The sequence below is a fragment of the Acinetobacter pseudolwoffii genome (assembly GCF_002803605.1).
Lineage (GTDB): Bacteria > Pseudomonadota > Gammaproteobacteria > Pseudomonadales > Moraxellaceae > Acinetobacter > Acinetobacter pseudolwoffii.
This window is the reverse complement of record NZ_PHRG01000004.1, coordinates 156,485-182,912: the sequence shown is the minus strand read 5'-3', so window position 1 is coordinate 182,912 and position 26,428 is coordinate 156,485. Positions and strand designations below refer to the sequence as shown.

General features: G+C 46.3%; 22 protein-coding genes and 5 tRNA genes. 12 read left to right on the top strand and 15 right to left on the bottom strand.

Annotated elements, in window-relative coordinates; translation table 11 throughout:
* The first annotated feature begins 3 nt into the window (after positions 1-3).
* Entirely contained in the window at positions 4-927 is a 924-nt protein-coding gene (locus CWI32_RS10055) for a DMT family transporter (protein ID WP_005094400.1), read from the top strand.
* A gap of 21 nt (positions 928-948) precedes the next feature.
* On the opposite strand, the gene coaE is transcribed toward CWI32_RS10055, so the two are convergent.
* The 4 genes from coaE to pilB are packed head-to-tail and all read right to left on the bottom strand — an operon-like array spanning position 949 to position 5,383.
* Complete coding sequence (gene coaE / locus CWI32_RS10050) at positions 949-1,548, bottom strand: dephospho-CoA kinase (protein WP_100329415.1); 600 nt, start codon at positions 1,546-1,548, stop codon at positions 949-951.
* A gap of 1 nt (position 1,549) precedes the next feature.
* Positions 1,550-2,410: a prepilin peptidase gene (locus tag CWI32_RS15470; RefSeq protein WP_074383650.1), complete on the bottom strand. Its 861-nt coding sequence runs from the start codon at positions 2,408-2,410 to the stop codon at positions 1,550-1,552.
* A complete protein-coding gene (locus CWI32_RS10040) occupies positions 2,410-3,639 on the bottom strand; it encodes a type II secretion system F family protein (protein WP_100329414.1) in 1,230 nt (409 codons plus the stop codon). Before CWI32_RS10040 ends, CWI32_RS15470 begins: the two co-directional genes overlap by 1 nt.
* Before the next feature lie 31 nt (positions 3,640-3,670).
* Positions 3,671-5,383, bottom strand: a complete 1,713-nt coding sequence (gene pilB / locus CWI32_RS10035) for a type IV-A pilus assembly ATPase PilB (RefSeq protein ID WP_005094394.1) — start codon at positions 5,381-5,383, stop codon at positions 3,671-3,673.
* A 277-nt stretch (positions 5,384-5,660) separates the two neighbouring features.
* Between pilB and tpiA the strand changes: the two genes are divergently transcribed.
* The 11 genes from tpiA (at position 5,661) to CWI32_RS09980 (ending at position 13,032) form a co-directional block, all read left to right on the top strand.
* On the top strand, positions 5,661-6,452 hold the full coding sequence (tpiA, locus tag CWI32_RS10030) for a triose-phosphate isomerase (RefSeq protein WP_100535228.1): 792 nt from the start codon (positions 5,661-5,663) through the stop codon (positions 6,450-6,452).
* Between the two features lie 13 nt (positions 6,453-6,465).
* Positions 6,466-6,795 carry a preprotein translocase subunit SecG gene (secG, locus tag CWI32_RS10025; RefSeq protein ID WP_005094388.1) on the top strand — a complete coding sequence of 110 codons (330 nt, stop codon included), beginning with the start codon at positions 6,466-6,468 and terminating at the stop codon, positions 6,793-6,795.
* A 53-nt stretch (positions 6,796-6,848) separates the two neighbouring features.
* Positions 6,849-6,933 (top strand) — tRNA-Leu (locus tag CWI32_RS10020).
* Positions 6,934-6,987: 54 nt separating this feature from the next.
* Positions 6,988-7,064 (top strand) — tRNA-Met (locus CWI32_RS10015).
* An 80-nt stretch (positions 7,065-7,144) separates the two neighbouring features.
* Positions 7,145-7,221: transfer RNA gene (locus tag CWI32_RS10010), tRNA-Met, on the top strand.
* 68 nt (positions 7,222-7,289) lie between these two features.
* Positions 7,290-7,366: transfer RNA gene (locus tag CWI32_RS10005), tRNA-Met, on the top strand.
* Between the two features lie 196 nt (positions 7,367-7,562).
* Positions 7,563-7,639 (top strand) — tRNA-Met (locus CWI32_RS10000).
* Between the two features lie 223 nt (positions 7,640-7,862).
* Positions 7,863-8,387, top strand: a complete 525-nt coding sequence (rimP, locus tag CWI32_RS09995) for a ribosome maturation factor RimP (RefSeq protein ID WP_005094386.1) — start codon at positions 7,863-7,865, stop codon at positions 8,385-8,387.
* 34 nt (positions 8,388-8,421) lie between these two features.
* Complete coding sequence (nusA, locus tag CWI32_RS09990; RefSeq protein ID WP_005094384.1) at positions 8,422-9,906, top strand: transcription termination factor NusA; 1,485 nt, start codon at positions 8,422-8,424, stop codon at positions 9,904-9,906.
* A 10-nt stretch (positions 9,907-9,916) separates the two neighbouring features.
* Positions 9,917-12,628, top strand: a complete 2,712-nt coding sequence (gene infB, locus CWI32_RS09985) for a translation initiation factor IF-2 (RefSeq protein ID WP_005094383.1) — start codon at positions 9,917-9,919, stop codon at positions 12,626-12,628.
* A complete protein-coding gene (locus CWI32_RS09980; RefSeq protein WP_005094380.1) occupies positions 12,628-13,032 on the top strand; it encodes a ribosome-binding factor A in 405 nt (134 codons plus the stop codon). Before infB ends, CWI32_RS09980 begins: the two co-directional genes overlap by 1 nt.
* A 105-nt stretch (positions 13,033-13,137) precedes the next feature.
* Here CWI32_RS09980 and CWI32_RS09975 read toward each other — a convergent pair whose 3' ends face one another.
* From CWI32_RS09975 to CWI32_RS09925, 11 genes are all read right to left on the bottom strand, one after another.
* Positions 13,138-13,542 carry a Na+/H+ antiporter subunit G gene (locus tag CWI32_RS09975; protein ID WP_005094378.1) on the bottom strand — a complete coding sequence of 135 codons (405 nt, stop codon included), beginning with the start codon at positions 13,540-13,542 and terminating at the stop codon, positions 13,138-13,140.
* Between the two features lie 10 nt (positions 13,543-13,552).
* Positions 13,553-13,828, bottom strand: coding sequence for a monovalent cation/H+ antiporter subunit F (locus CWI32_RS09970; RefSeq protein WP_005094376.1), 276 nt, complete (start codon positions 13,826-13,828; stop codon positions 13,553-13,555).
* A complete protein-coding gene (locus CWI32_RS09965) occupies positions 13,825-14,343 on the bottom strand; it encodes a Na+/H+ antiporter subunit E (protein ID WP_005094373.1) in 519 nt (172 codons plus the stop codon). Before CWI32_RS09965 ends, CWI32_RS09970 begins: the two co-directional genes overlap by 4 nt.
* Positions 14,343-16,151, bottom strand: coding sequence for a monovalent cation/H+ antiporter subunit D (locus tag CWI32_RS09960; protein ID WP_100535227.1), 1,809 nt, complete (start codon positions 16,149-16,151; stop codon positions 14,343-14,345). The genes CWI32_RS09965 and CWI32_RS09960 overlap by 1 nt, the downstream gene beginning before the upstream one ends.
* On the bottom strand, positions 16,151-16,516 hold the full coding sequence (locus CWI32_RS09955) for a Na+/H+ antiporter subunit C (protein ID WP_005168933.1): 366 nt from the start codon (positions 16,514-16,516) through the stop codon (positions 16,151-16,153). The genes CWI32_RS09960 and CWI32_RS09955 overlap by 1 nt, the downstream gene beginning before the upstream one ends.
* A gap of 4 nt (positions 16,517-16,520) precedes the next feature.
* On the bottom strand, positions 16,521-19,358 hold the full coding sequence (locus CWI32_RS09950) for a monovalent cation/H+ antiporter subunit A (protein ID WP_074383643.1): 2,838 nt from the start codon (positions 19,356-19,358) through the stop codon (positions 16,521-16,523).
* A 445-nt stretch (positions 19,359-19,803) separates the two neighbouring features.
* A complete protein-coding gene (locus CWI32_RS09945; protein WP_100535226.1) occupies positions 19,804-21,186 on the bottom strand; it encodes an AAA family ATPase in 1,383 nt (460 codons plus the stop codon).
* Between the two features lie 33 nt (positions 21,187-21,219).
* Complete coding sequence (locus CWI32_RS09940; RefSeq protein ID WP_034608364.1) at positions 21,220-22,722, bottom strand: UvrD-helicase domain-containing protein; 1,503 nt, start codon at positions 22,720-22,722, stop codon at positions 21,220-21,222.
* Between the two features lie 15 nt (positions 22,723-22,737).
* Positions 22,738-23,520 (bottom strand): bifunctional phosphoribosyl-AMP cyclohydrolase/phosphoribosyl-ATP diphosphatase HisIE, encoded by a 783-nt coding sequence (hisIE, locus tag CWI32_RS09935; protein ID WP_100535249.1) that lies wholly within the window; start codon positions 23,518-23,520, stop codon positions 22,738-22,740.
* Between the two features lie 226 nt (positions 23,521-23,746).
* Positions 23,747-24,634, bottom strand: a complete 888-nt coding sequence (locus CWI32_RS09930; RefSeq protein WP_074383640.1) for an SDR family NAD(P)-dependent oxidoreductase — start codon at positions 24,632-24,634, stop codon at positions 23,747-23,749.
* A gap of 296 nt (positions 24,635-24,930) precedes the next feature.
* Positions 24,931-26,208, bottom strand: coding sequence for an O-acetylhomoserine aminocarboxypropyltransferase/cysteine synthase family protein (locus CWI32_RS09925; protein WP_074383639.1), 1,278 nt, complete (start codon positions 26,206-26,208; stop codon positions 24,931-24,933).
* Positions 26,209-26,428 lie beyond the last annotated feature (220 nt).

The window sequence follows — 26,428 nt, the reverse complement described above, 5'->3', positions numbered from 1 at the left end:
ATGATGGCATTGTCAGATCGTACACAGGGCTATGTCTTTCTACTGACGACTATGTGTATCTGGGGCGGTTTTACTTTAACCGCCCGTCTGAATGCGCTTTGGAACATCAGTGCCTGGGATATCGTGGCTCTGCGGTTTTCTCTGGCTTTTCTGATTCTGATGCCGATCTTGCTCTATCGCAAGGAGGCGGCTTTTTTACTGAAAAAAGAACCCTTTATTCTGGCCATGATTGGCGGAGTAATTTACTGTCTGTTTGCCTATAGCGCCTTTCATTATGCGCCTACCGCCCATGCCGCGATTTTCTTGAATGGCTGTATTCCGATTTGTACTGCCATCATGGCTTTTTTCCTGATGGGACAGGCTTTTGATAAGCATACCTGGGCCAGCCTGATTATTATGATTGCGGTGCTCTGTATCATGAGTCTGCTGATGTATCAGGAAACCGGGGTGGCATTCGGGGCAGGGGATGGGCTGTTTTTTATCAGTGCAATACTCTGGGCAATTTTTACCGTGTTATTGCGGAAATATCAGTTAACTGCATGGCAGGCAATGAGCGGTGTCGCGATCTGGTCAGCAGTGGTTTACGTACCTGTTTATCTGCTGTTTTTACCCAAAAATTTGAGTGTGCCAGAACCCCAGCATTTATTGTTTCAAACCATCTTTCATGGGGTTTTTGTGGTAATTATTGCCACTTTAAGCTATGTCGAAGCAATCAAGCGTCTCGGTGCATTTAAAGCCGGTAGCATTACCAATCTTGCACCATTTATTGCTGCGATTCTGGCGGTGCCTTTATTAAATGAAGCGCTGAGCCTGGCGATGATCTGTGGCTTGGTGGGGATGGCAATTGGGGCCTTACAGCCTTGGCGCTGGATTGGCCGTAAAGATAGTTTAGAAGCACAACTTGCAGCACAGAAAAAGCAGTCTTAATCGGACTGCTTTTTTTATACCTCAGGCAGCTGCCATGTTTAAATATTTTTCATGCAATGGGCGGAGATGGGCATAAAGATGATCCAGATGACCATCATTCAGCACAATATCATCAGCCATGGCCTGTTTCTGTTCACGTGGCATTTGTGCGGCAATAATGTTTCGGATTTGCTCAATATTTTGACCATCACGTTGTGAGGCACGTTCAATTTGCAATTCGATTGTGGCATCAATCAGTAAGCGATGCTGAGTGAGCTCATGTTGATTGGTCTCAAACAGGAGCGGTGAAACCAGAATGGCATAGGAACTTTGCGCAGCATCTAACTGCTGAATAATCGAAGTGCGAATTGCTGGATGAGTAATATTTTCCAGGGTTTTACGTGCTTCAGGAGACTGGAAAATATATTCGCGCAAGGCACGACGATTCAGTGAACCATCTTCAAGCAGTACCCAATCCCCAAAAGCCTGCTGAATCTGGGCGAGTGCAGGCTGGCCAATCTCGACCACTTCACGCGCCACCACATCGGCATCCACAACGACAATGCCTTGTGCTTCAAACCATTGACTGGCCGCAGACTTGCCACTACCAATCCCACCGGTTAATCCGAGTATAAATTTCACTTTATTGACCTAAATACACTTTCATAATCTGCTCGCCCCACAGAAAAGCAATCCAGCCGGCAATCGCGATATAGGGACCAAAGGCAAAAGGCTGATTTTCCTTACGGACTTTCAGCAGGATAATCCCGATAATCGCACCCACTAAAGAAGAAAGGAGCACAATTAATGGTAATAGCAAAGGCCCCATCCAGGCACCCAAGGCGGCAAGCAATTTAAAATCGCCATAGCCCATACCTTCCTTGCCAGTGACGATTTTAAAGACATAATACACCACCCACAGACACAGGAAGCCAATGATATAGCCCCAGATGGCAGAACTCGGTGAGGTATAGAGGGCATAACTATTGACGCCCAGACCCAGCGCGGCCAGGGGTAGGGTATAACGGTCCGGCAATAACTGGGTGTCAAAATCAATAAAGGTCAGTGCAATTAAGACATAGGTCAGAATCAGCCCAAATAACATCTGGACAGTCGGACCAAAAACAGCCACCACCATCAGCGCACAGGCCGCGGTCAGAAGCTCAATAAATGGATAGCGGATACTGATGGGATTTTGACAGTTGCCGCACTTGCCGCGCAAGACCAGCCAGCTGATGACGGGAATATTCTGGTACCAGCGGATTGGCTGATGACATTTGGGGCAAGTCGAATCGGGTTTGCTTAAACTTAATTTGGTCTCATCAATAATTGGCTGTTCCGGATGCAGGAACATTTGGCAATCGGTACGCCATTCCTGCTCCATCATCTTGGGAGTGCGATAAATCACCACATTTAAGAAACTACCAATGCAGAGACTAAAAAGCCCAACTGCGCTATACAGCGCTGTTGGGTTTTGAATGAAATATTGAATAAGATCTTGCATTAAACCACAGAACCCATTTGGAAGATTGGAAGGTACATGGCAATCACCAGACCACCGACAAGTACACCGAGAACAGCCATGATCAAGGGCTCCATCATGGAAGTGAGACCGTCTACGGCATTGTCGACTTCATTTTCATAATGGGTAGCAACTTTATCCAGCATGGCATCTAACGCACCGGATTCCTCACCAATGGCGACCATTTGCACGGCCATAGATGGAAACTTGTTGGTCACCCGCATGGCAAACTGTAATTGCTGACCAGTGGCAACATCTTCGCGGATTTTCATGACGGCATCTTCATACACCACGTTATTGGTTGCGCCAGCAGTGGATTCCAGTGCATCAATCAAGGGTACACCGGCTGCAAAAGTGGTGGCCAAGGTACGGCTATAACGGGCAATAATCGCTTTATACACCAGATCACCGAAAATCGGTGCTTTAAGTGCTGCTTTATCCAGAAAATCACGGAATTTTTTACTGCGTTTTTTTGCTTCCAGAAAAGCCGTAATGATGGCCCCAATGGCAATAATGAGCAGGAACCAATATTTTTGCATCCATTCCGACATATTGACTACCATTTTGGTAAAAGCCGGTAAGTCAGCACCAAATGAAGAGAATAAATCCTGGAAAACCGGGACCACTTTTACCATTAGAATAATCGTGACAATCAGCGCGACCACGACCACCGCAGCCGGGTACTTCATGGCTTTTTTAATTTTTTGCTTGAGCAGTTCACTTTTTTCCTTGTAGATCGCGACCCGATCCAGCATGGTTTCTAGCGCACCGGATTGTTCACCCGATTCGACTAGTGAACAAAATAGTTTATCGAAGTATTGCGGGTATTTGCGCAGTGCACCGGCAAAGGTATTACCACCTTCCACCTCACCTTTAATCCCCAGAACGACTTCACGCATGGCTGGATTCTCCAGACCCTCTGCAACAATTTCAAAGCCTTGTACTAAAGGTACGCCGGCTTTCATCATGGTCGCGAGCTGTCGAGTAAAAATCGTAATATCCAGTGTGCTGACACGTTTTTTCATTAAGCCTTCGAGAATGTTTTTTTTCTTTTCCCGAATGGTCTTGATGCTGATGCCCTGTTTTCTGAGCGTCACTTTGGCCAGTGCCATGTTGCGCGCCGGCAATTCCCCCTTGATCTTTGCCCCTTTACGATCAATTCCTTCATAGCTGAAGATCGGCATCATCTGGCCTTTCTTTACTGCTGCCATACCTTTATCCTTATTTTAGATCAGCGCACGATCATTCGCTGGTGACACGATTGACTTCCTGTAAAGAAGTCACCCCCTGCATCACCTTGATTAAACCTGATCGGCGTAAATTGTTAAAACCTGCACGGGCAGAAGCATCGGCAATTTCAAGTGCATTGCCATCTTCCATAATAATTCTAGAAATTTCAGGCGTCACTTTCATGACTTCATAAACACCTACACGACCCTTATAGCCTTCGCGACATTCATTGCAACCTACCGGCTCATAGATCTGGAACTCTGGTTGCTGGAGATCTGCTTCGGTAAAACCCATTTCCAATAAACTCTGCTGTGGAATGTCGGCAGGTTTTTTACATTGTGAACACAGGCGACGTGCCAGTCGTTGTGCAATAACCAGATTCACTGAAGTGGCAATATTAAAAGACGGCACGCCCATATTGCGTAAACGGGTCAGGGTCTCAGGCGCACTGTTGGTATGCAGCGTTGACATCACCATATGACCGGTCTGTGCCGCTTTAATGGCAATTTCTGCAGTTTCCAGATCCCGGATCTCACCGACCATCACGATATCTGGATCTTGGCGTAAGAATGACTTCAAGGCAGCAGAGAAGGTCAGGCCGACTTTATTGTTGACGTTGACCTGGTTAATTCCTTGCAGGTTGATCTCGACCGGATCTTCCGCGGTGGAAATATTGGTATCTTCACGATTCAGGATGTTCAAACCGGTATAAAGTGAAACCGTTTTACCAGAACCCGTTGGCCCGGTAATCAGCAGCATGCCTTGCGGTTTATCCAGCGCCTGCATAAACAGTTCTTTTTGTTCCGGTTCATAACCGAGTGCATCGATCCCCAGCATCGCGCTAGATGGATCTAGAATACGCAGTACCAGTTTTTCGCCAAACAGGGTCGGTAATGAGTTGACACGGAAATCAATGGCTTTGTTCTTTGAGAGTTTCAGCTTGATACGGCCATCCTGAGGAACACGTTTTTCAGAAATGTCCATTTGCGACATGACTTTTAAACGTGAAGACAGGCGGGTTGCCAACTGCAGCGGCGGTGTTGCAATTTGGCGTAATACCCCATCGACCCGATAACGAACCCGGTAGATTTTTTCATAAGGTTCAAAATGCAGATCCGAAGCACCCATACGAATCGCATCGATTAATAATTTATTGATATATTTGACAATCGGTGCTTCTTCTTCACCTTTGTCTTTTTCATCTTCTTCTTTACTCGGATCAGATGAATCGAAATCTACATCCAGATCAAAGTCTTCATCAAACTCAAAAGTGCTTTCTTCGGTAAAATTCTGCTCGATCAGTTTTTCCAGTTTATTGTGTTCAACAATAATGGTTTCAATATTGAGCTTGGTTGAAAAGCGAACGGCATCAATCGCTTCAATATTGGTCGGATTACTGATGGCAATATATAAAATACTGGAATTTTTAAAAATTGGCAGGATGCGATGCTTGGTAATCAGCTTCTCATCAATGATATCCCGCAAAATTTGCGCAGGATCATAGGCACTGATATCAAACAGCGGCTCACCAAATTCGACTGAAATCGTTTCAGCAATAACGGTTGGGGAGAGCTGTTGCTGGTTAATCAGCTCCGCCACAATATCTATTTTTTCTTGCTTGGCATGTGCCAAAGCACTGCGCATATCTTCAGCCGAGATGACGCCTTCCTCGACCAAACGACGAATAAATCCGGTAAATCTTGGCGACCCCTGTAATGCTGTCATGCTATAAATGCCTATAAATCAAATTTTTTTAATTGCTATATTAAAATTATACGTTTGTTACGTAAAAATACCATAGCTAAGAGTGCTGCTACCTTCCTCATATCCAGTAAAACTTTGAACTGGTTAGAAGAAGTTCCCATTTTTTTAAGTGATAACAAAAAACAACCATTTTGAATAGTCTAAACCTAGAATAAGTGATAAGAAAACTATTCTTTAAATTTTCCAATTCCGTGTAGAATGTGCCCAATTCGAAATATGTAAATAAAATAGGTTAATTATGTCAGTTTCGACGATTACCCCTTGGGTAATAGGTAACTGGAAAATGAATCCGCTGCAGGCAGATGCATTAACACTGGTGCACGGTATTAAAAATTTACTGGAAACCGCACCAATCGCCGCAGCTAAATGTCATATCGGTGTAGCCCCGATTGCTCTTGCCCTGACCCAGATTCAGGCGGAACTGTCATCTGCGACTCGTCCTGTTTACACTGTAGCACAAGATGTTTCACGTATTTCAGGAACGGGGGCTTATACCGGTGAAGTGAGCGCTGAATTATTGCAAGACAGCCAGATTCATTATGTACTGATTGGTCATTCCGAGCGTCGTGAAATTTTCGCAGAAAACGCAGAAGTTCTGAATGCCAAAATCAAGCATGCATTAACTGCCGGTTTAACGGTGATTTACTGTGTGGGTGAAAGCCTGGAACAACGTGAAGCAGGGCAGGCTGAAGCGGTCGTATTGCAACAGATTTGTGATATTGCAGCGGTAGTGGACGCTGAGCAATGGAAAAATATCGTGATTGCTTATGAGCCGATCTGGGCAATTGGTACCGGTAAAACCGCCTCTCCTGAAGATGCGCAAGCCATGCATGCACAAATCCGTCAAGGTTTGAGCCAGATCACCGGCTATGGTGCAACCATGGCGATTTTATATGGTGGTAGTGTCAAGCCGGAAAATGCAGTAGAGTTAGCAGCCTGCCCGGATATCAATGGAGCACTGGTCGGTGGTGCATCACTCAATGCTGAGTCGTTCCATAAAATTGCTCACGCATTTGCAAATACACAATAATTAGGAGTTCAGCATGCAAACTTTTGTGCTGGTAGTACATATTATCTTAGCTGTTTTGATGATTGTCTTGATTTTGGTTCAGCATGGTAAAGGTGCAGATGCTGGTGCCTCTTTCGGTGGCGGTGGTGCGGCGACAGTATTCGGGGCATCGGGTTCCGGCAATTTTATGACCCGTTTGACTGCTATTTTAACGGCGCTATTTTTTGTGACCAGTTTGACTCTGGCTGTTTTGGCCAAGAAAGACAGCACAAATGCCTATAGTTTGGGAACGGTTCAATCTGCGCCGACCATGCCTGTGCAATCGAATGAAACTTCACCAACTGCACCAGAAACGACCGAATAGTTTTAATTAGTCCTTTCTTTTTTCCAGTGATGCGACTAGAATGCGTCACAGCTGCGGTGGTGGTGGAATTGGTAGACACGCTACCTTGAGGTGGTAGTGCTTTCGGGCGTGGGGGTTCAAGTCCCCCCTTCCGCACCAACTTATAATCCAGAAATTTAAGTTGGTGTATGCAGCTGAAAAAACTTCTGTTGATGCGGGATGGAGCAGTCTGGTAGCTCGTCGGGCTCATAACCCGAAGGTCGTTGGTTCAAATCCAGCTCCCGCTACCAATCAATCCTTTTTAAAGACGCAAACTTTTAAGAGGCAGTTTAATAAGTTATTAAGCTGAGAAATATAATTTGCATGTTGTTGCGGGATGGAGCAGTCTGGTAGCTCGTCGGGCTCATAACCCGAAGGTCGTTGGTTCAAATCCAGCTCCCGCTACCAATCTTTTAAAGATGCAAACTTTAAAAGCAGTTTAAGTTTTTTTAAGCTGAATGTTATTTGTACGCTGATGCGGGATGGAGCAGTCTGGTAGCTCGTCGGGCTCATAACCCGAAGGTCGTTGGTTCAAATCCAGCTCCCGCTACCATTTAAATGGTTTGGTAAACGTTATTTATGGATTTAGTTGATTGCTTGTCGGGCTCAACTCTCTATAAACTGGCGAAGGTTGTTGGTTTACATCCAGCACCCACTACCATTTTTTCAGTCACAGATGACAAATATGCAGAATGATGCAGTTTTGATTGAAAAGCTCTCATCTTTTGTATATAATTTTTGCACGTTGATGCGGGATGGAGCAGTCTGGTAGCTCGTCGGGCTCATAACCCGAAGGTCGTTGGTTCAAATCCAGCTCCCGCTACCAAGTTTCTAAAAAGAGGCTCACAACAAGGTGGGCCTTTTTGCACAGTGGGATTTGAAAAAAAATCGCTATTGTGCTTAATTGGGGCGATTTACGCCCTTTTTTATTGGCTATCGTGTAGTGTCGACATTATTTGGTCACGTCTCCATGTTTCACTACTACTATAGTTTGTATTGGTTTGTAGTGGTCAAATAGATCATAAAATCGCACCAGATGACGAGAGTAAATGAAGCTATCAAATAAAACTCAAGCACTTCAGGACTTGATTGCACCGGCAGTTGAAGCCTGTAATGTAAACCTTTGGGGGATTGAGTTCCTGCCACAGGGTAAACGTTCGTTATTACGTATCTACATCGACAAACCGGTCGATGCAAGCGCTGAACCGGCCGTTAATGAAGACGGTGAAGAGGAACAGGGGCGTGGTATTGGTGTTCAGGATTGTGTGCGTGTAACGCAGCAAGTCGGCGCCATGCTGGATGTTCATGATCCGATCTCGGGTGAATATTCACTTGAAGTGTCTTCTCCAGGCTGGGATCGTCCATTCTTCCAGCTCGAACAGATGTCAGGCTATATTGGTCATAGCGTAGCATTACGTCTGATTAGTGCAGTAGATAACCGTCGTAAATTCCAGGCCAAACTGGTTGCAGTCGACCTAGACAATGAAATGATTCAAGTTGAAGTAGAAAAGCAACAGGTATTGGAGATCGACAGTCACAATATCGATAAAGCAAATTTGGTCTTCCAAGATTAATTGAATAAATAAAAATTTAACGAATAGGTGACGTATGGCACGTGAAATTCTGACCGTCGTTGAAACGGTTAGTAACGAAAAGGGTGTACCTCGTGAAGCAATTTTCGAAGCGCTTGAGCAAGCTTTAGTTGCGGCGACCAAGAAAAAATTCTACGAAGGAACTCGCTCTGAAGAAGCACGTTTACGTGTGGAAATTGATCGCAAAACAGGTGACTACCGTACTTTTCGTCAGTGGGAAGTAGTCGCTGACGAAGATCATGAAATGCCAGCGTGTCAGGATGCGATTTCTGATCTTGATCCTGCACAATGGTCAATTGGTGATATTCGTGAACTCGAAGTAGAATCGATTGATTTCGGTCGTATTGCAGCACAAATTGCCAAGCAAGTGATTGTACAGAAGATCCGTGAAGCAGAACGCGCACTTGTGGCCGATGCTTACGAATCTAAAGTCGGCGAGCTGATCTATGGTGAAGTGAAGAAACAAACCAAAGATGGCTTTATCATTGACTTGGGTGATAATGCTGAAGCATACCTTGCACGTGAAGAAATGATTCCGAAAGAAATTCTTCGTCCGAAGCAACGTATGAATGCGATTCTGTTCAATGTGAACCGTGAAGGTCGTGGTGCGCAACTCCAGTTGTCACGTGCCAAGCCGGATATGCTGATCGCATTGATGAAGAAAGAGATCCCTGAGATTTCTGAAGAAATTATTGAAATTAAAGCAGCAGCTCGTCAACCAGGCGTGCGTGCTAAAATTGCAGTAAAAACAAATGATCACCGTATTGATCCGGTTGGTGCATGTATTGGTATGCGTGGTACACGTATCCAGGCTGTTCAACAAGAATTGAACGGTGAGCGTATCGATGTCGTGGTATGGTCTGACGACCCTGCCCAGTACATCGCCAGCGCACTGGAACCAGCAGATGTATCGAGTATTGTCATCGATGAAGATGCCCGTACTGCAGACATCATCTTTGCAACGAGTGATCAATTGGCTCGTGCGATTGGTTCACAAGGTCAGAACGTTCGTCTGGCATCAGAATTGACTGGCTACAAGCTGGACATGATGCTGGAAGAGGAATACTACGCCCGTCAACAAAACGAAGCGCAACAGTATCTAGACATGTTTGTAACACGTCTGGATATCGCGGAAGATTTGGCGATGGCACTGGTAGAAATGGGCTTCACCTCGCTTGAAGAAATTGCTTATGTCCCTGCAGAAACGTTTGATGAAATCGAACTTGATGCTGAACTGGTTGAATTATTGCAAAGCCGTGCGAAAGAAATTGCACTTGCTGATGCATTACAACAGCAAGAGAATATACAAGCGCCAAGTGAAGAACTTGTTGCAATGGAAGGCATGACAGCAGAGATCGCGCAAGCTCTAGCAGCTCGTGGTGTGGTAACAGTTGACGATTTGGCAGATCAGGCGACCGACGATATCGAAGATATTGAAGGTTTGGGTGCTGAGAAAGCCGGTCAACTCATTATGAAAGCGCGCGAATCATGGTTTAACTAGGAGGTAGTATATGACGGACAAGTCGATTAAAGAGTTAGCCCTCAGCGTGGGTCGTCCAGTTGAGAAGCTCCTAGAGCAGGTTCGTGAGGCAGGTTTACCACAGCGTAAAGCTGACGATATTATTACCACCGAACAACAAGATAGCTTGATGAGCCATGTGAAGAAATCACAAGGTTCAGAAAGCCAAGCAGGGCAAATCACGTTGAAACGTAAAACAACCAGTACCGCAAAAGTTGCGAGTACTTCAGGTAAGGCGAAAACGATTAATGTAGAAGTTCGCAAGAAGCATACATTTGTTAAGCCTGATCCAGAACAGATCAAAGCAGAAGCATTGGCGAAAGCCAAGGCTGAACAACAGGCCAAAGCTGCGCCTGAGCAGAATACAGCACAAGCTGCTTCTTCTGCTGAAGCTCCGAAAACTGGCGTAAATAACGCGAGTAAAGCTCTAGAAGCGATGCGTGCTGCTGCAAAACAAACCAGCGACAAGCAAGAAGTTTCTAAAGCGGCAGTCGTGGTAAAACGCAAATCGACCAACAAGCCGATTGTAAAACAGGTTGTTAAACAAACTGAAACGGCTGAACAGAAAAAAGCACGTGAAGCTCAGGCAGCGCAATTAAAAGCGACTGAAGAAGCAGCACGTCGTAAAGCGGCTGAAGAAGCGCAGCAACGTACGCTAGAACAAATGCGTCAGATGGCGTCTAAGTACACCGCTGAAGATACAACAGCAACGATTCGTGTCGTAGACGATTCTCCGCTTGCTGCCGGTCTGGTGGGTCAGGCATATGAGGACTCATTTGCCAAAGAAGACCGCGAGATCAAACGTGGTACCAATACCCCAGCTGCACGTGCACCGAAAAAAGGTGGACGTCGTGGTCAGGAAGAGCAGAGCTTCAGCAAACAGCCTAAACGCGGTTTGAAAACCAGCCAGGGCAACAAGCACGGCTTCGAAAAACCTGTGAAGAAACAGGTTTACGATGTTGAAATTGGTGAAACCATTGTTGTGGCTGACCTGGCTGCGAAAATGGCGATCAAGGTTCGTGAAGTTATTAAATCTCTCATGAAAATGGGTGAGCTGGTTACTCAGAACCAAGCCATTGATCAGGAAATTGCAGCGTTAATCGTAGAAGAAATGGGTCATAACCCGGTATTGGTTTCTGATACGCAAGCTGAAGATAACTTGCTTGAAGCAGCTGAAGAAGCACGTGGTGCACAAACAACGCGCGCACCAGTGGTTACCATCATGGGCCATGTTGACCATGGTAAAACATCGCTTCTTGACCGTATCCGCCGTGCCAAAGTGGCGCAAGGCGAAGCAGGCGGTATTACCCAGCATATCGGTGCTTACCACGTTACAACCGACAAAGGTATTATTACCTTCCTTGATACTCCGGGACACGCAGCGTTTACTGCAATGCGTTCACGTGGTGCCAAAGCAACGGATATCGTGGTACTGGTTGTTGCAGCAGATGATGGTGTTATGCCACAAACTGCAGAAGCAATCGACCATGCACGTGCTGCAGGTACACCAATCATTGTTGCAATCAACAAGATGGATAAAGAATCTGCTGATCCAGATCGCGTATTGAACGAATTGACCACCAAACAGATCGTACCTGAACAATGGGGCGGTGATGTACCGGTTGCCATGGTTTCGGCGCATTCTGGTCAAGGTATCGATGAACTTCTAGACCTGATTTCGATCCAGGCTGAATTGCTTGAATTGAAAGCATCGGAAGAAGGTGCTGCACAAGGTGTGGTGATTGAAGCACGTGTAGACAACAGCCGTGGTGCGGTCACGTCTATTCTGGTTCAAAACGGTACCTTGAAAGTGGGTGACCTGGTTCTTGCTGGTTCATCTTATGGTCGCGTTCGTGCAATGACCGATGAAAATGGTCAGCGTATCAAATCTGCAGGTCCTTCAATTCCAGTGGAAATTTTGGGTCTTCCAGAAGCGCCAATGGCAGGTGACGAAGTTCTTGTTGTTAGCGATGAGAAAAAAGCACGTGAAGTTGCCGATGCACGTATGGATCGTGAACGTCAAAAACGTCTTGAGCGTCAATCTGCAATGCGTCTTGAAAACATCATGGCGTCTATGGGCAAGAAAGATGTGCCTATCGTGAACGTGGTGCTGAAAACTGACGTACGCGGTACACTGGAAGCCTTGCATGTTGCACTTGCTGAACTTGCAACGGATGAAGTGAAAGTACGTATTATTGGTTCGGGCGTTGGTGCAATCACCGAGTCTGACGTAACACTGGCTGAATCTTCAGAAGCAGTTCTACTTGGCTTTAACGTTCGTGCGGACAACACTGCGCGTCAAAAAGCCGATGCAGACAGCATCGACATTCGTTACTACTCAATTATCTATCAATTGATTGATGATGTGAAAGCAGCAATGAGCGGTAAGCTGGCACCTGAACATCGTGAAACGATTCTGGGTGTTGCACAAGTACGTGAAGTATTCCACTCAAGTAAATTCGGTGCGGCTGCGGGCTGTATGGTTCTTGAAGGCGTATTGCATCGTAACAAACCGATTCGCGTACTCCGTGATGACGTGGTGGTATTCCAGGGCGAGCTTGAATCTCTTCGTCGCTATAAAGAAGTGGTTGAAGAAGTTCGTGCCGGTATGGAATGTGGTCTTGCGGTGAAAGGTTATAAAGACATCAAAGCACTGGATAAGATCGAAGTGTACGATGTTCAACTGATTAAACGGAGTCTTTAATGGCGGGTAGTCAACGTCTGAAGCGTATGGCGGATACAGTACAACGCGAGTTGTCAGAACTGATCCGTCAGGAGCTGAAAGATCCACGCTTAGGTGGTCTGGTGACCATCTCTGCCGTGAAGGTGAGCCCGGACTTGGGATATGCGGAAGTTTATGTCACTGTTATGGGACGTGAGCTGGGCGATGAACAAAGTGAAGCGGCGAATAAAGAAACTTTAGAGGTGTTAAACAAAGCCTCTGGTTTCCTGCGTCACGAACTGAGCCGTCGTATCAAAACCCGTATTACACCTCGTCTACGTTTCCATTACGACAAGACCAATGCCTATGGTAACTATATGTTTGGTCTGATTGCTGAAGCTGTGAAGGATTTACCTGAAGCTGAAGCAAAAAAAGATGATGAATAAGTCTTAGGACAATAAAAAAGCCACCTTCGGGTGGCTTTTTTATAGCTGGCTTTATTGAAACTTTAAACATTAGAAGTGAATCGACCTATCTAAAAATAGTCCAAATCAAGTGAGATCATCATTTTTATGATTCATTTTTTTCTCATAAAAAGCACGGCGACGTGAACGTTGCCAAGGCAGGGGACGCTCTAGTGTTTCTGGAACCTCACCACTTAGTGAGCGTAAACGTAAATGCAATGCTGCCTGCGCCATCAGATTGGCCGATACTGGCGCAGTGATAAAGGCAAATAGGGTAATCAGCACTTCAGCAAAACCGAAACGGCCGTACATGGCAGAAAAAATAATCGCGGCAATCAGAAAACTGCCCAAGCCCAAGGTACTGGATTTGGTCGGTGCATGCAGCCGCATAAACAGATCGGGCAGGCGCACCATCCCGATCCCTCCGACCAGCATGAAGAAAGCACCAATCAATAAAAAAATCGAAACTAGTATTTCTAAAATTAACGGCATTTAAAAACTCCTAGTCGATGACATGGCCAGTGGTGAAATAACGCGCCAAGGCTGCTGTAGAGACAAAGCCGAGCATCGCCACCAGTAAAGCCTCTTCAAACAGAAAAGTGCTGCTCCAGTAAATTCCCAAAATGACAATCAGACAGGTGGCATTCAGGAACAGGGTATCGAGTGCCAGGAGGCGGTCAACGATAGAAGGGCCGGTAATGAGTCGGATCAGGCAGAGTAACATCGAGACAGTGACTGCACCCAGGCAAATCATTAATGCATAAGGCAGAATCGTCATATTTTTTCTCCTGTCTGTGCGCTGAAAATTTTAAGCAAGGGCTGTTCATAACGTTGTTTGATCAGCTCGATTTCAGCTGCTTCATCATCCGTGCTTAAAGCATGCACCAGAATATCACCACGATCCTGATCAATACCGGCAGTGACTGTGCCCGGTGTAGTGGTAATAATCATGGCCAGTAAGGTGTTGACTTCTTCATGCTCGGTTTCCAGAGGCACACGGAACCATTTGGGATGTAGGTTTTTGGTCGGCCCCAAGACCAGTTTTGCAACTTTAAGATTGGCCACCACAATGTCCCAGACCACGACAAAGAACAGACGCAGCGCAGGCCGCCACTGGATATTCGGGGTATAGTCAATAAACGGCGCGACCATTTTGGGAATGACAATCGCCAGAAGCAGGGCCACCAGCAAGGTTCCGGCTTCTGTGCTATGTGACAGTAAAGTCCAGCTGAGTCCCACGATTACAGAAACCAACGGGTGCGGGAACCAACGTTGCAGGAATGATTCAGCCATTAAGGTCCCTCCGCCGGTTTAAGTTGATTATCATCATGTTGGGTTTGTTCAATATGCTGCTGGTCAATCTGACGTTGTTTGAATTCAGAAATATTTTCACCTTCCAAAGTGGCTTCTGAAATCATATAAGGAATCAGATGTGCATTTGGATCCACCACCTCGCCACCATATTTGGTTTCTGGCAAATAACTTGGATCAAAGGGTTGCACACTAATAAATTGACCTTCTGCATCACGTTTTAACAGGGCAGCTTCATAGACCGGATTGTTTTTAATCTGTTCTGCCGTCTGATAGTTATATTGATAGATCGGTCCAGCAAATACAACATAAGCTGTTAAGCCGGCAAGTAGCAAATAGATCGTGTGATCATTACGTGCAGGTGCCTTACTGGGTAAAGCTTCATATTTGTGGAAATCGTCAGAATTCAAATCATCTTCAGGTTTGGTCGAGCGCCAGAACAGCATAAAGCCGACTCGAGTAAAAGCCAGAATACTGAGGAAACTCACCAGCAGAATGGTCAGGATAATGATCATCTGATGCTCTGAATTGGCAGAAGCCTGCAAAATAAAGACTTTGCCAAAGAAGCCGCTGAACGGTGGCAGACCGGCCATCATCAAGGCAATGATGAAATAGATAATCGAAACCAGCTTGTTCTGTTTCATCAGCGGTGCGATTTTAAAATGATCTTTGAACTCACCGCGCTGTGAGGTAATCCAGCCAGACAGGATATAAAATGCTGCAGCAATCAGGGTACTGTGTACCATATAGTACAGGGCGCCGGCCCAGGCTGCAGTCGTATTCATGCCAATCGCCACCAGAATCGTGCCGACTGAAGACAGCACCATAAAGCCGACAAAACGGCGCAGGCGTTCTGTACCAATCGCACAAATGACACCATAGACTGAAGTAATCAGACCGATCACCAGTAGACAGTTCATCAGAATCTGATGGCTGTATTCATCATCAAAAACAGTTCCATTGATTCGCAAAATCGCATAGATCCCGACTTTGGTCATGATGGTAAAGAGTGCGGCAACAGGGGTGGTGGCTACGGCATAGGTTTTGGGTAACCAGAAGCCAACCGGCAGCATTGCCGCCTTAATCCCGAAGACCACGAATAGCATGAGTCCACCGGCAACAGCCAGTTTATGCTGATCTTCTGCCAAGGTAGGCATTAAGCGCGCCACATCGGCCATGTTCAGACTGCCGACACTGCCATAAATCATGCCGAGTCCAATCAGGAACAGCGCAGAAGCCAGCAGGTTAATGGTGACATAATGAATTCCCAGCTGGAAACGCGCCTTGCCCTGTCCATGCAATAGCAGCACATAGGACGCCATCAGCAAGATTTCAAAGAATACGAACAGGTTGAATAAGTCACCGGTCAGGAAGGCGCCGGTCAGGCCCATCAGCAGGAAATGCACCATGGTATGGAAATAACGGCCACGGGTATCCCATTCTTTACTGGCATACCAGACCACCGGTACTGCCAGGGCATAGGTCAACACCAGCATCATGGCAGAGAGTTGGTCCAGCACCAGCACGATCCCAAAAGGTGCCGCCCATTCGCCCAGTGTATATACACTGACTTGACCCTGACTGCTGTCAATTAAATAACTGACCGCAATGATCAGACCCAAGATACCCGAGATATGGCTGATACCACGACGCCAAGGCTGACGCCAGTCTGTGGTCAGGGAGCCAGAACCCGGATTGCCTAAAAGTACCAGACTAAAAGCGGTAAGGGCCGGTAAAAGAATACTGAAAATTGGCGTATGTTGAGACCAGAAGTGAAGAAAATCAGTCATTAAGGCTCATCCTCACGTGGGTCAATCTGAGGTGTTTCTTCTTTTGAATCAACGTGGTCTGTTCCTGATTCATAACGGCTACGCAGTGCCAGCTGAACAATAAAGGCAGTGGTGGCAAAGCCAATCACGATGGCGGTCAGCACCAGTGCCTGCGGAAGGGGATCGGTGACTCTGGAGGCCTCGGTCAATACGGCAGGCGAATTCATCTGGATCCGCCCCATGGCAAATAAAAACAGGTTGACCGCATAACCAATCATGGCCAAGCCCAGCACCACCGGAAAAGTACGCGCACGCAGAATCAGATAGATTCCGGTGGCGGCGAGTAGACCAATGGCGGAGGCTAATAAAAATTCTAAACTCATCATTCTATTATCCTCTTGGTACTGGGCCAGTCATACTGGAGTGACGTGAATCGCCCAGCACAGAAATCATCAGCATGGTCGCACCGACTACAGTGACATAGACACCGACATCAAACAGCGCCGCCGAAGCCAGATGCATTTCTCCAATCACGGGTGGCGAGACATAAATATGCGCACTGGTCAGGAATGGGCGTGACCAGAACCAGGCTGCAACCCCGGTCAAACCGGCAATGGTTAAACCCACGCCAATCCAGATTTCATACAAACGACCAGATTTGGCACCCAGCAACTGTTCAGTTTTATCCTGTCCCACTGCAATATATTGAATAATTAAGGCCAGTGAGGTGACTAATCCTGCAATGAATCCACCGCCCGGCAGGTTATGGCCACGCATAAAGATATACAGGCTGACTACCAGAGCTACAGGTAAAATCCATGATGCCGTGATACGTAACATCAAGGGGGAGGGATTAAATCGATAGGTCAAACCTTGAGTCATGGTGGTGCCATGCGCACGCATGCCATCCATCAGGCTAAGCACACCAATCGCGGCAATCCCGAGTACAGTAATTTCGCCGAAGGTATCGAAACCACGGAAGTCGACCAGAATCACATTGACCACATTGGTTCCGCCGCCGAGTGGAATTGACTGCTGCAGGAAGAACCATGAAATAGAATTATGATCGCGGGTCATGATCAGCCAGGCGATGGTGGCAATACCGAGACCGCCGCCCAGCGCAATGATCGCATCGCGCCAGCGCCGGGTTGGACTGGATTCATAAGGGGTTAGCTGCGGTAGCAGAGATAAACTCATTAATAACAAGACGGTGGTTACTACATCGACCGTAATTTGGGTCAATGCCAGGTCAGGTGCCGAGAAGCCAATAAAGACCATGGTTACCACCAGACCCACTGCACCACTGATCAGTACCGCTTTAATCCGTTCATGATGGAACCATAGCAGCATCCAGCAGGCAGAAAATAGCAACATCCACAAGACAATGGCCAGGGCAGGGGCATGGGTCAGCTCACGCGTACCGCTACCGATACCATTGGATAGCAATGGGAAACCAACCAGACCGATGGTAAAGATCACAATCCATAATAAATAGCTTTGTAATTTGCCAGTTTCAGTGGCACGGCGGAAACGACGTGAATTTAACAGCAGATTTTTCAGGAACAGGTCAAACAGGATCCGACCCTGTAAGCGGCCCAGTTTTGGATCCAGATCAATTTCACGTAAGGCACCACCTTTAGCCAGAGAAAAGTAAAATACTGCACCACCGGCCAAAGCAATCACACTCATTAATAATGGCAGATTAAACCCATGCCAGAGGGCCAGATGCGTACCTTCAAAAGCAAAATTTTGAGTCGTTGCCTGCGTGGTACTATTCACGATTTTTTCGACTAAAAGTGCTGGCAATAGACCCACTAAAATACATAAAAATGCCAGTAAAGTGGCGGGTGCGCGCATGCCAAATGGTGGCTCATGCGCATTTTTATTCGGGACTTGCTTGCCCAGTGGGCCGTCGAAAAATACCCCATGCACCAGACGAATCGAATAAGTGACTGCAAAAATTCCGGCCAATGTCGCCACAATGGCTGAACCGACCAGCACTGGCCCGCTTAAATTGGCCACCAGCTCAGTAAAGAACATCTCTTTGGAGAGGAAACCATTGGTCAATGGAACACCGGCCATAGAGGCCGCAGTGATCATGGTCAGCGTTGCAGTAAAGGGCAGCAGTTGCCATAGACCTGAAAGCTTACGTAAATCACGGGTGCCAGATTCATGATCGATAATACCGGCAATCATAAACAGGGCCGCTTTAAAGGTGGCATGGTTAATAATATGGAAAATTGCCGCTGCGACTGCCAGTGGAGAACCAATCCCGAGCAGACACATGATCAGACCCAGATGACTGATGGTTGAATAGGCCAACAAGCCTTTCAGATCTTCCTTAAAAATGGCAAAAAAGGCGGCCATGCACAGGGTAAACAGACCGACAAAGGTCACAATATTATGAAACAGTGCCGCGCCCGCAAAAATCGGGAGTAAACGTGCGACCAGAAACAGGCCGGCTTTGACCATGGTGGCCGAGTGTAAATAGGCAGAGACCGGTGTCGGTGCTGCCATGGCATTGGGTAACCAGAAATGGAAGGGGAACTGCGCACTCTTGGTAAAGGCACCGAGTAAAATCAGCAACAAAGTGGGAACAAATAGCGCATGTGACTGGATCTGTTCAGTCATCGTCAGGATTTGATCAATCTGATAAGTGCCGGTAATTTGACCCAGCAGGATGAAGCCACCAAGCATGGCCAAGCCACCCATGCCGGTAATGGTCAAGGCCATACGTGAGCCGCGCTGTGCGGCTTCGTAATTGCTCCAATAGCCCACCAGTAAAAATGATGAAATACTGGTAAGTTCCCAGAAAACCAGCAGGATCAGCAAGTTATTCGACAATGAAATTCCGAGCATGGCTGCCATAAACAGCATCAGCAAGAAATAAAGTTTGCTCAGCGAATTTTTGGGATTGAGATAATAATAGGCATAAATATAGATCAGGGTGCCTATGCCACTGATCAGCAAGGCAAACAGCAGGGCCAGAGAATCCAGACGGAAACTAAAATCGATCCCGAGCTGGGGCAGCCAGGACCAGGTCTGAATGATCACGGCACCATCAAAGATGGCAGGCGCCTGACTCAATAATAATAAGAAACTGCTGAGGCTGACACCAATTGCCCCTAAAGCCGTTACCCCGCGCGAAAATTGCTTCAGCCACGAGACAAGGGTTGTGCCTAATACTAACGGTAACAATATAATAATCGGCAGCACACTCGTATCCATTGTCGTGATTTAGGTTGTGACCAACCTAGGGTGAATCTTCATCTTTCAAGGACTACAGGATTACAAGGAGCAACCCAAACTTCTCAATCTTGAAAGCCAAAAGAATATTCAAAAGAATATAAAAATAGTTGTATTGCGCAACTTATAAACGATAGCAAATTCCGATTTTACAATGAAATTCGCAAATAAAACCGATCATATTACAGGATAACAACAACATCAACGTTTTTATGTCGAACTTATAAATTATACGCGAGCAGGCTTTTGGCGTGGGGTGGATGCTTAAACAGATCATCCAGAAGTGACCGAAAATTAAGATTAAATTGCAAGCATTGATTGTAAATATGACTAAATGCAGTTTTACAATTGCAAAAAGACAGCACTAAAATGGTCTGGATAAATCTCGATATTCATTGAAACGATCATTACTGTTTTTCAACGTTACTTAGAGCGATTGCGGTAGCGTCGGCTGATCCTGAGCAAGTAAACGTAACAATTCCTGCTGCTGTTCAGGATTCAACTGTTGCTGAATCCGCTGTAATACAGCAAGCGGTGTAGTCGGTTCGGTGACGGTTTCTATTAGCGCTTCTTCGGCAGGAATTGCGTCTGGATCAGTATGTAGACCCATTTCGGCATAGATCTGATCAAACTGGATTTTCATGCTTTCAAGATGAATTGGATGCAACTGTTTATTTTCGAGTCTTAAACACTGAAAGGCCTGTGCCTGTTCCAGTAACTCAGGTCGGTTGCCGGTGGCAATAATTTGCAAATTAGGAAATGCCTGATGCAGACGCGGCAGAATCTCTGCTGCCAGATCCTGATCCAGCTGATGATCAATGGCATCAATCAACAACACTCCTGTACCTTCCTGACATGGAAATAAACTGTTCGGATTGAGCAGACAAAGACGCCGTACAATATCGCCCACCAGCGCAATCCAGGTGCGGATGCTATTGGGAAGCTGCTGAAAAGTAAAACGCTTGTCCTGATAGGTCAGCATCAGTTGCAGCTTGGGCTGGTATTTTAACTCAATCTGGCTGATGTCAGGCAATACCTGCGACAAGGCATTTTTTAAGGCCGTTAAATGCGGGGTATGGAGCTGTGCTTGCGCTTTTTCAATCTGCCGCGCCAGTTCATCTCCCCGAATATCTTCAGGTTGCTGCAAGGCACGTGCTAAAATCTGATCCATGATCTTGGCGCTTTGCGCATTTTCAATATCACTGACTTCACGCAACCATTCAAAGAAACGGGCAAAGGTCGTAAACGGAATCGCGCTAATGTCGTAAGCATGCGCTGTATGGAAAATAGCCGGATTGTTTTTGCTGATCAGATTGACGTCATTGACAAAGCGGTCGGCAGGATAATAGGCAATCAGCGGCAAGCCGAGCAGAGGATCATTGAATCGGGCTTTCTGATAAAGGCCAAGCATGCTGTCCAGTTGCGCGGTTTCGGCTTTGCTAAAGCCGAGTCCTTGACTATTTAAAGTCTTATAGACTTGCCAGGAACAGCTCTGTTGCTGTGTAGCTTCAGTCTGGCTGGATTCTGTAAGCGCTGAAACCTCTTCGGGAAAGCCAACCCGGATATCAATTTTGGATTGCAGCCGGTGTTGCATGATGTCCTGATCAGGCATCACCAGACCGGCAGCCCGGCTATCGCGATAACGCGCTGCAAACCAGGTCAGCGCCTGATAAGCACAGCGTAACAAAGTGGTTTTGCCAGTACCCTGATTGCCCAAAATTAAGGTAAGCGGATATTGTGAATGATCAAGCTGAAGCTGAATCTCTGGAAAATGCAGGGTGTGTTTCAGTTGAAGCGCTTCGATGTGCATAGGTCACCTGTACCATGATTTTACATCCATACCTTAACCGACGGCTTGACGAAGCGACTGCGGCATCTTGATCTTCAGTTGTTGAATCAGGTCATAAATGTGATGAATATTTAAGCTTACTTTAGCACGTGTACAGGCCACGTAAAGTAAACGTAGCTCTTCATCACTAATTTTATGATCTTTTTCATTCAGCTTAAACTGATAGTCATCTTCAATATGCACCCGTTCCCACTCCAGACCTTTGGCCTTATGTGCAGTGGAAATAATATAGTCCGCCTGTCCAATCGGGGTGATTTTGGCCAAGGCTTTTTTCAATGGATCGGTGCCATGTTCATCGACCAGTTTAACCAGCGGTTTGATGTCGCTACCTTCATTGGTTTCACAGTATTCATGCACATCATGCCAGGAATTAAACCAAGCCAATTCCGGCACATCGACCACACGTTTGCCCTGTTTCAACATGGCAGCCGCATCGACAAAACGATTCAGTTTGACATGATCGGCTTGCAGGCTGACTTTATCACCACGCACCAGTCCGGCAAGTAACAGTTCCATGGCCCGGGCATTGGTCCGGCATAAAATTGCATCCCGCATTTTGGTATGCGGTTTATTCACGACTTTAGAATCTAACAACGGATTGCCAAGCAAAGGCACGGTTTCATTCAGTGCACCTAAAATGGCATTGGCATTTAACGCGATTTCAGGGCCAAAACGAAACGATGTGGTCAGGCGTGATTCGGGTAAAGGCAGTTGCTGCATGGCATTCACCGCACCGCGCCAAGCATAAATCTGCTGATGCGCATCACCGACATAAATCACCTGAGTATTCCGCTGTTTCAGCAAAATTCCGAGCATGAGTGGGTCGGCATCCTGCGCTTCATCAAACAGCACATAATCGGCCGGAATATTCGGTTCAGACAGCGCCCAGAGTTTCAGGTAAATATCATGGCCAATCCCGGCCTGATGATTGGGATCGATTGATTCTAGCCAGCGCCGTTCTACGGCCGGATAAAGTTTCTTTTGCAGGATCTCAATATCATCTGGATGTAACCAGCTCGGTGCCTGAATATGCCGCGGAGCAGGGTATTGCGAACTGGTCGAACAGAAATAGCCAACCGCATTGGCGACTAAACTCGCCAGACGCGAAGGCATCAAGACATATTTTTCATAACGCCCACCCATCATACGGCGCATGGTCATCGGTTCCAGACGGTATTCTTTGGCAATAAAGCTTGGGCTTAAACGGGGCAGACGCAGCTTGTCGGTGATTCCACGTGGAACACTGCGAAATGCCAGCGAGTGAAAAGTGCGGCAATCCACGCCACGATGAAATTTGGCTTGCGCTTCACTGGCAATGGCTTTGTTGAAAGCCAGATACATGCCACGCCGTTCAGGCATGGCATCACTGATCATTTGTAGTGTGGTGGTTTTACCTGTGCCGGCATAGGCAATCACTTTAAAGGAATTACCCAGACGGGCATTATCGATGGCAGTGGCCTGCTCATAAGTGGCCTTGGGTTTTTGTAGATCAGACACAGGCATATTCATCATTTAATGCTGACGGCTGGCTTTTTCAACCAGACCGGATAAGCCCTGACGACGTGCCAGCTCATTCAAGACCAGTTGCGGTTCGATATCGAAATAACCCAGCATCACAATGGTATGGAACCACAGATCAGCAACTTCATAGATCAGATCATTTTTATTGTCTTCAGAGACCTGAGCGTTGAAATCTTTGGCAGCCAGCACAGTTTCAAAGCTTTCTTCACCGACTTTTTCTAAAATCTTGTTCAGGCCTTTGTGATAGAGCTTGGCCACATAAGAGGAATCCGGATCGGCCTGTTTGCGTTCTGCCATCATCTGGCCCAGATAGGACAAGACTTCGACCTGTTCAGACTGGGCGCTTGACGCTTCCATCGCCAGCGTATGCGGATTTGTGGATTTTTCACCATAAATTGCAGACGGGTGTTTCAGCTGTGCATCGACAATTTCCCAGCCATTTGGCGTGAGTTTACGATAGAAACATGATTCACGACCAGTATGACAAGCGATGCCGCCATGCTGTTCAATTTGCAGCACAATTACATCGGCATCACAGTCCAGACGGATTTCATGTACGGTTTGAAAATGTCCTGATTCTTCGCCCTTATGCCATAACTTGCTGCGTGAACGGGAGAAATACACGGCTTGGTTTTTCTCAGCCGTTAGTGCTAGCGCTTCACGGTTCATCCAGGCCACCATCAAGACACGACCAGTTTGATGATGCTGGGCAATGGCAGGGACTAATCCTTGTTCGTTAAATTTTACTTCATCGAGCCATCGCGCGTTGTTCATAAGGGTTTCCATCATTTCAATCAAAATATAAAAATACGGATAGGAAATATCCGCAGATAGTGTACGTGATCTCGCAGCATTTGCGGCAAAAATCTGTGTCGATAAAGACAGGCTATGTCGTGTGTGATCCAGATGAGCTTGCTTTCACCTGGAGATTTAAAACTGAGACATCAAAAAAGCCGCCCGGTCGGCGGCTCGTATTTTTAGGAAATTATCCCAGTAAAAATTACCAGTGTTCGCCCGGGAACAGCCGTGCATATGCTTTTTGCACCAAATTTAATTTTTGTGGTTGACCCACAGAGGCACTTGAACTTGGGAACAGGTTATAACCAATCGACATCAGAACATTGTTGATATCCGGGGCAATCGAATAAGTAATCGAGGCCAGACGACCCAAACCGGTCGCAACTTTCTTCGGGCGTTTCACGATGGCATAGGCAATCAGGTCAGCCGCCTGTTCCGGAGAAAGTGTCGGTACATATTTATAGATTTTGGTTGGTGCAATCATCGGAGTGCGTACCAAAGGCATATAGATCGAGGTGATTGCGATTTTATGCGAATGTACTTCGGCAGACAGGCAGCGACTAAAAGCATCCAGCGCAGCTTTTGAAGCAACATAGGCCGAAAAACGGGTGGCATTGGCCAGTACGCCAATCGAACTGATGTTAATGATATGACCCGCGCGACGGATCATCATTTGTGGCAGGATATTCATGACCAGACGCACGGCGCCGAAATAGTTCAGCTGCATGGTCCGTTCAAAATCATGGAAGCGGTCGACCGATTCATGCACGGCGCGGCGAATCGAACGACCCGCATTATTGATCAGAATATCAATATGATCGACTGAGGCAATGATCTGTTTGGACACCTCATCAATCGACTCCATATTGTTTAAATCGCATGGAAAGATTGAGGCTTTGCCGCCTTTGGCTTCAATGTCTGCTTTTACTTGTTCTAGGGTTTCTTGAGTACGGGCCACCAGTAAAACATGCGCACCTGCATCGGCCAGTTGATGTGCCGTCGTTAACCCAATACCGCTGGATGCGCCGGTGATCAGGACGGTTTTACCTGCAACAGATTTTTCCAGTTGTTTGTGTAGTCTAGTTTTCACATTTGTTATCCCTAATTTGAAGTCAGCGTTCAAATTATTTTTATTAAAGGTGTATGGCGCTCTAACAGGAGATGAGAGCGAAGGTGAGTACAGATATGATAACCAATTCTTCAGGAAAATCTATAAATTAAACTATTGAAATTAAAATAAAAATTAGAGTAATTGCTCTATTTGTGTTCGCTATTTCATTTAACTTTTACCATGAAAATAAAAAGCAAAGCAAGTGGCTGTTTTAGAATATAAATAAAAAAACTCCACCAGAAAGGGTGGAGTTTTGAGTCAGATGAAACACGCCTTTAAACGGTCGCTAGTGCCTGTTCCAGATCCGCGATTAAGTCATCAATATGTTCAATCCCAATCGAGAGTCGCACCATATCTTCACTGACACCTGCTGATTTTAACTCCTCGGCATTGAGTTGGCGATGTGTGGTGGTCGCCGGATGACAAGCGAGACTTTTGGCATCGCCGATATTGACCAGACGGGTAAACAGTTGCAGCGCATCAATAAAACGTGTGCCGCCTTCAAGACCATGCTCTACGCCAAAGGTCAGAATCGCAGACGGTTTACCTTTCACATATTTTTGTGCCAAGGCATGTTGTGGATGATCTTTCAGACCAGCGTAATTGACCCATTTTACTTTAGGATGCTGCTGTAAATATTCCGCAATTTTAAGCGCATTTTCAGTATGACGCTCCATACGCAGACTTAAAGTCTCCAAACCTTGCAGGATCAGAAACACATTTTGCGGGCTGATCGCAGCCCCAGTATTGCGTAGTGGCACCACACGCGCTCGAGCGATATAAGCCGCTTCACCGAGAACTTCGACATAGTTTACGCCGTGGTAGCTTGGATCGGGGGTATTCAGCGCGGGAAAGCGTTCAGGATATTTACCCCACGGGAATTTACCGCTATCGACAATGATGCCACCAATCGAGTTGCCATGACCGCCGATATATTTGGTCAATGAATGCACGATAATGTCGGCACCAAAATCAAAAGATTTTTGTAGCACTGGCGTTGCCACCGTATTGTCAACAATCACGGGCACACCGTACTCATGCGCGATTTTTGCAATCTCTTCCAGATCAATAATATTACCCAGTGGATTACCAATGGATTCCACAAAGACCAGTTTGGTCTTGTCATCAATTAAACTACGCAAGCTTTCCGGTTTTTCATAATCAAAGAAACGCACGTCAATACCTTGCTTCGGCAGGGTGTGTGCGAACAGGTTATAGGTGCCGCCATAGAGCGTAGATACGGATGCAATATTGTCACCGGCTTCAGCAATGGTCTGAATCGCATAGGTAATTGCAGCCATACCAGACGCTAAAGCAAGTGCGCCAATCCCGCCTTCAAGTGCGGCGATACGTTGCTCTAACACCGCCGTGGTCGGGTTCATGATCCGGGTATAGATATTGCCCTGTACCTTTAAATCGAACAAATCGGCCCCATGTTGAGTATTGTCAAAGGCATAAGACGTAGTTTGGTAAATTGGCACTGCAACTGCTTTGGTGGTGGCTTCAGGGCTATAACCTGCATGAATCGCAAGGGTTTCTGCTTTATAACTCATTATGACTGATCTTCTTGTGTTTAAGTTTATGACTTGAGTGTAACATTTTCATATATAAGTAAAAGTGCAATTTTACTGAAATAGATAGATGAAATAATCATATATAAATTGGGATTCGACGCACTTATTTGACTTAAATCAGCTGTTTGAAAAATCACCATAAATAAACTTGTAACAATGCATTGAAGTTCATGGCAATGGCTTATGTTTTCGCAGCTTT

Excerpts from the sequence above, each read along its gene's own strand:
- CWI32_RS10055 (WP_005094400.1), top strand. The coding sequence starts at position 4 with ATGGCATTGTCAGATCGTACACAGGGCTATGTCTTTCTACTGACGACT.
- CWI32_RS15470 (WP_074383650.1), bottom strand. The coding sequence starts at position 2,410 with ATGCAAGATCTTATTCAATATTTCATTCAAAACCCAACAGCGCTGTAT.
- CWI32_RS10040 (WP_100329414.1), bottom strand. The coding sequence starts at position 3,639 with ATGGCAGCAGTAAAGAAAGGCCAGATGATGCCGATCTTCAGCTATGAA.
- pilB (WP_005094394.1), bottom strand. The coding sequence starts at position 5,383 with ATGACAGCATTACAGGGGTCGCCAAGATTTACCGGATTTATTCGTCGT.
- tpiA (WP_100535228.1), top strand. The coding sequence starts at position 5,661 with ATGTCAGTTTCGACGATTACCCCTTGGGTAATAGGTAACTGGAAAATG.
- secG (WP_005094388.1), top strand. The coding sequence starts at position 6,466 with ATGCAAACTTTTGTGCTGGTAGTACATATTATCTTAGCTGTTTTGATG.
- rimP (WP_005094386.1), top strand. The coding sequence starts at position 7,863 with ATGAAGCTATCAAATAAAACTCAAGCACTTCAGGACTTGATTGCACCG.
- nusA (WP_005094384.1), top strand. The coding sequence starts at position 8,422 with ATGGCACGTGAAATTCTGACCGTCGTTGAAACGGTTAGTAACGAAAAG.
- infB (WP_005094383.1), top strand. The coding sequence starts at position 9,917 with ATGACGGACAAGTCGATTAAAGAGTTAGCCCTCAGCGTGGGTCGTCCA.
- CWI32_RS09980 (WP_005094380.1), top strand. The coding sequence starts at position 12,628 with ATGGCGGGTAGTCAACGTCTGAAGCGTATGGCGGATACAGTACAACGC.
- CWI32_RS09975 (WP_005094378.1), bottom strand. The coding sequence starts at position 13,542 with ATGCCGTTAATTTTAGAAATACTAGTTTCGATTTTTTTATTGATTGGT.
- CWI32_RS09970 (WP_005094376.1), bottom strand. The coding sequence starts at position 13,828 with ATGACGATTCTGCCTTATGCATTAATGATTTGCCTGGGTGCAGTCACT.
- CWI32_RS09965 (WP_005094373.1), bottom strand. The coding sequence starts at position 14,343 with ATGGCTGAATCATTCCTGCAACGTTGGTTCCCGCACCCGTTGGTTTCT.
- CWI32_RS09960 (WP_100535227.1), bottom strand. The coding sequence starts at position 16,151 with ATGACTGATTTTCTTCACTTCTGGTCTCAACATACGCCAATTTTCAGT.
- CWI32_RS09955 (WP_005168933.1), bottom strand. The coding sequence starts at position 16,516 with ATGATGAGTTTAGAATTTTTATTAGCCTCCGCCATTGGTCTACTCGCC.
- CWI32_RS09950 (WP_074383643.1), bottom strand. The coding sequence starts at position 19,358 with ATGGATACGAGTGTGCTGCCGATTATTATATTGTTACCGTTAGTATTA.
- CWI32_RS09945 (WP_100535226.1), bottom strand. The coding sequence starts at position 21,186 with ATGCACATCGAAGCGCTTCAACTGAAACACACCCTGCATTTTCCAGAG.
- hisIE (WP_100535249.1), bottom strand. The coding sequence starts at position 23,520 with ATGAACAACGCGCGATGGCTCGATGAAGTAAAATTTAACGAACAAGGA.
- CWI32_RS09925 (WP_074383639.1), bottom strand. The coding sequence starts at position 26,208 with ATGAGTTATAAAGCAGAAACCCTTGCGATTCATGCAGGTTATAGCCCT.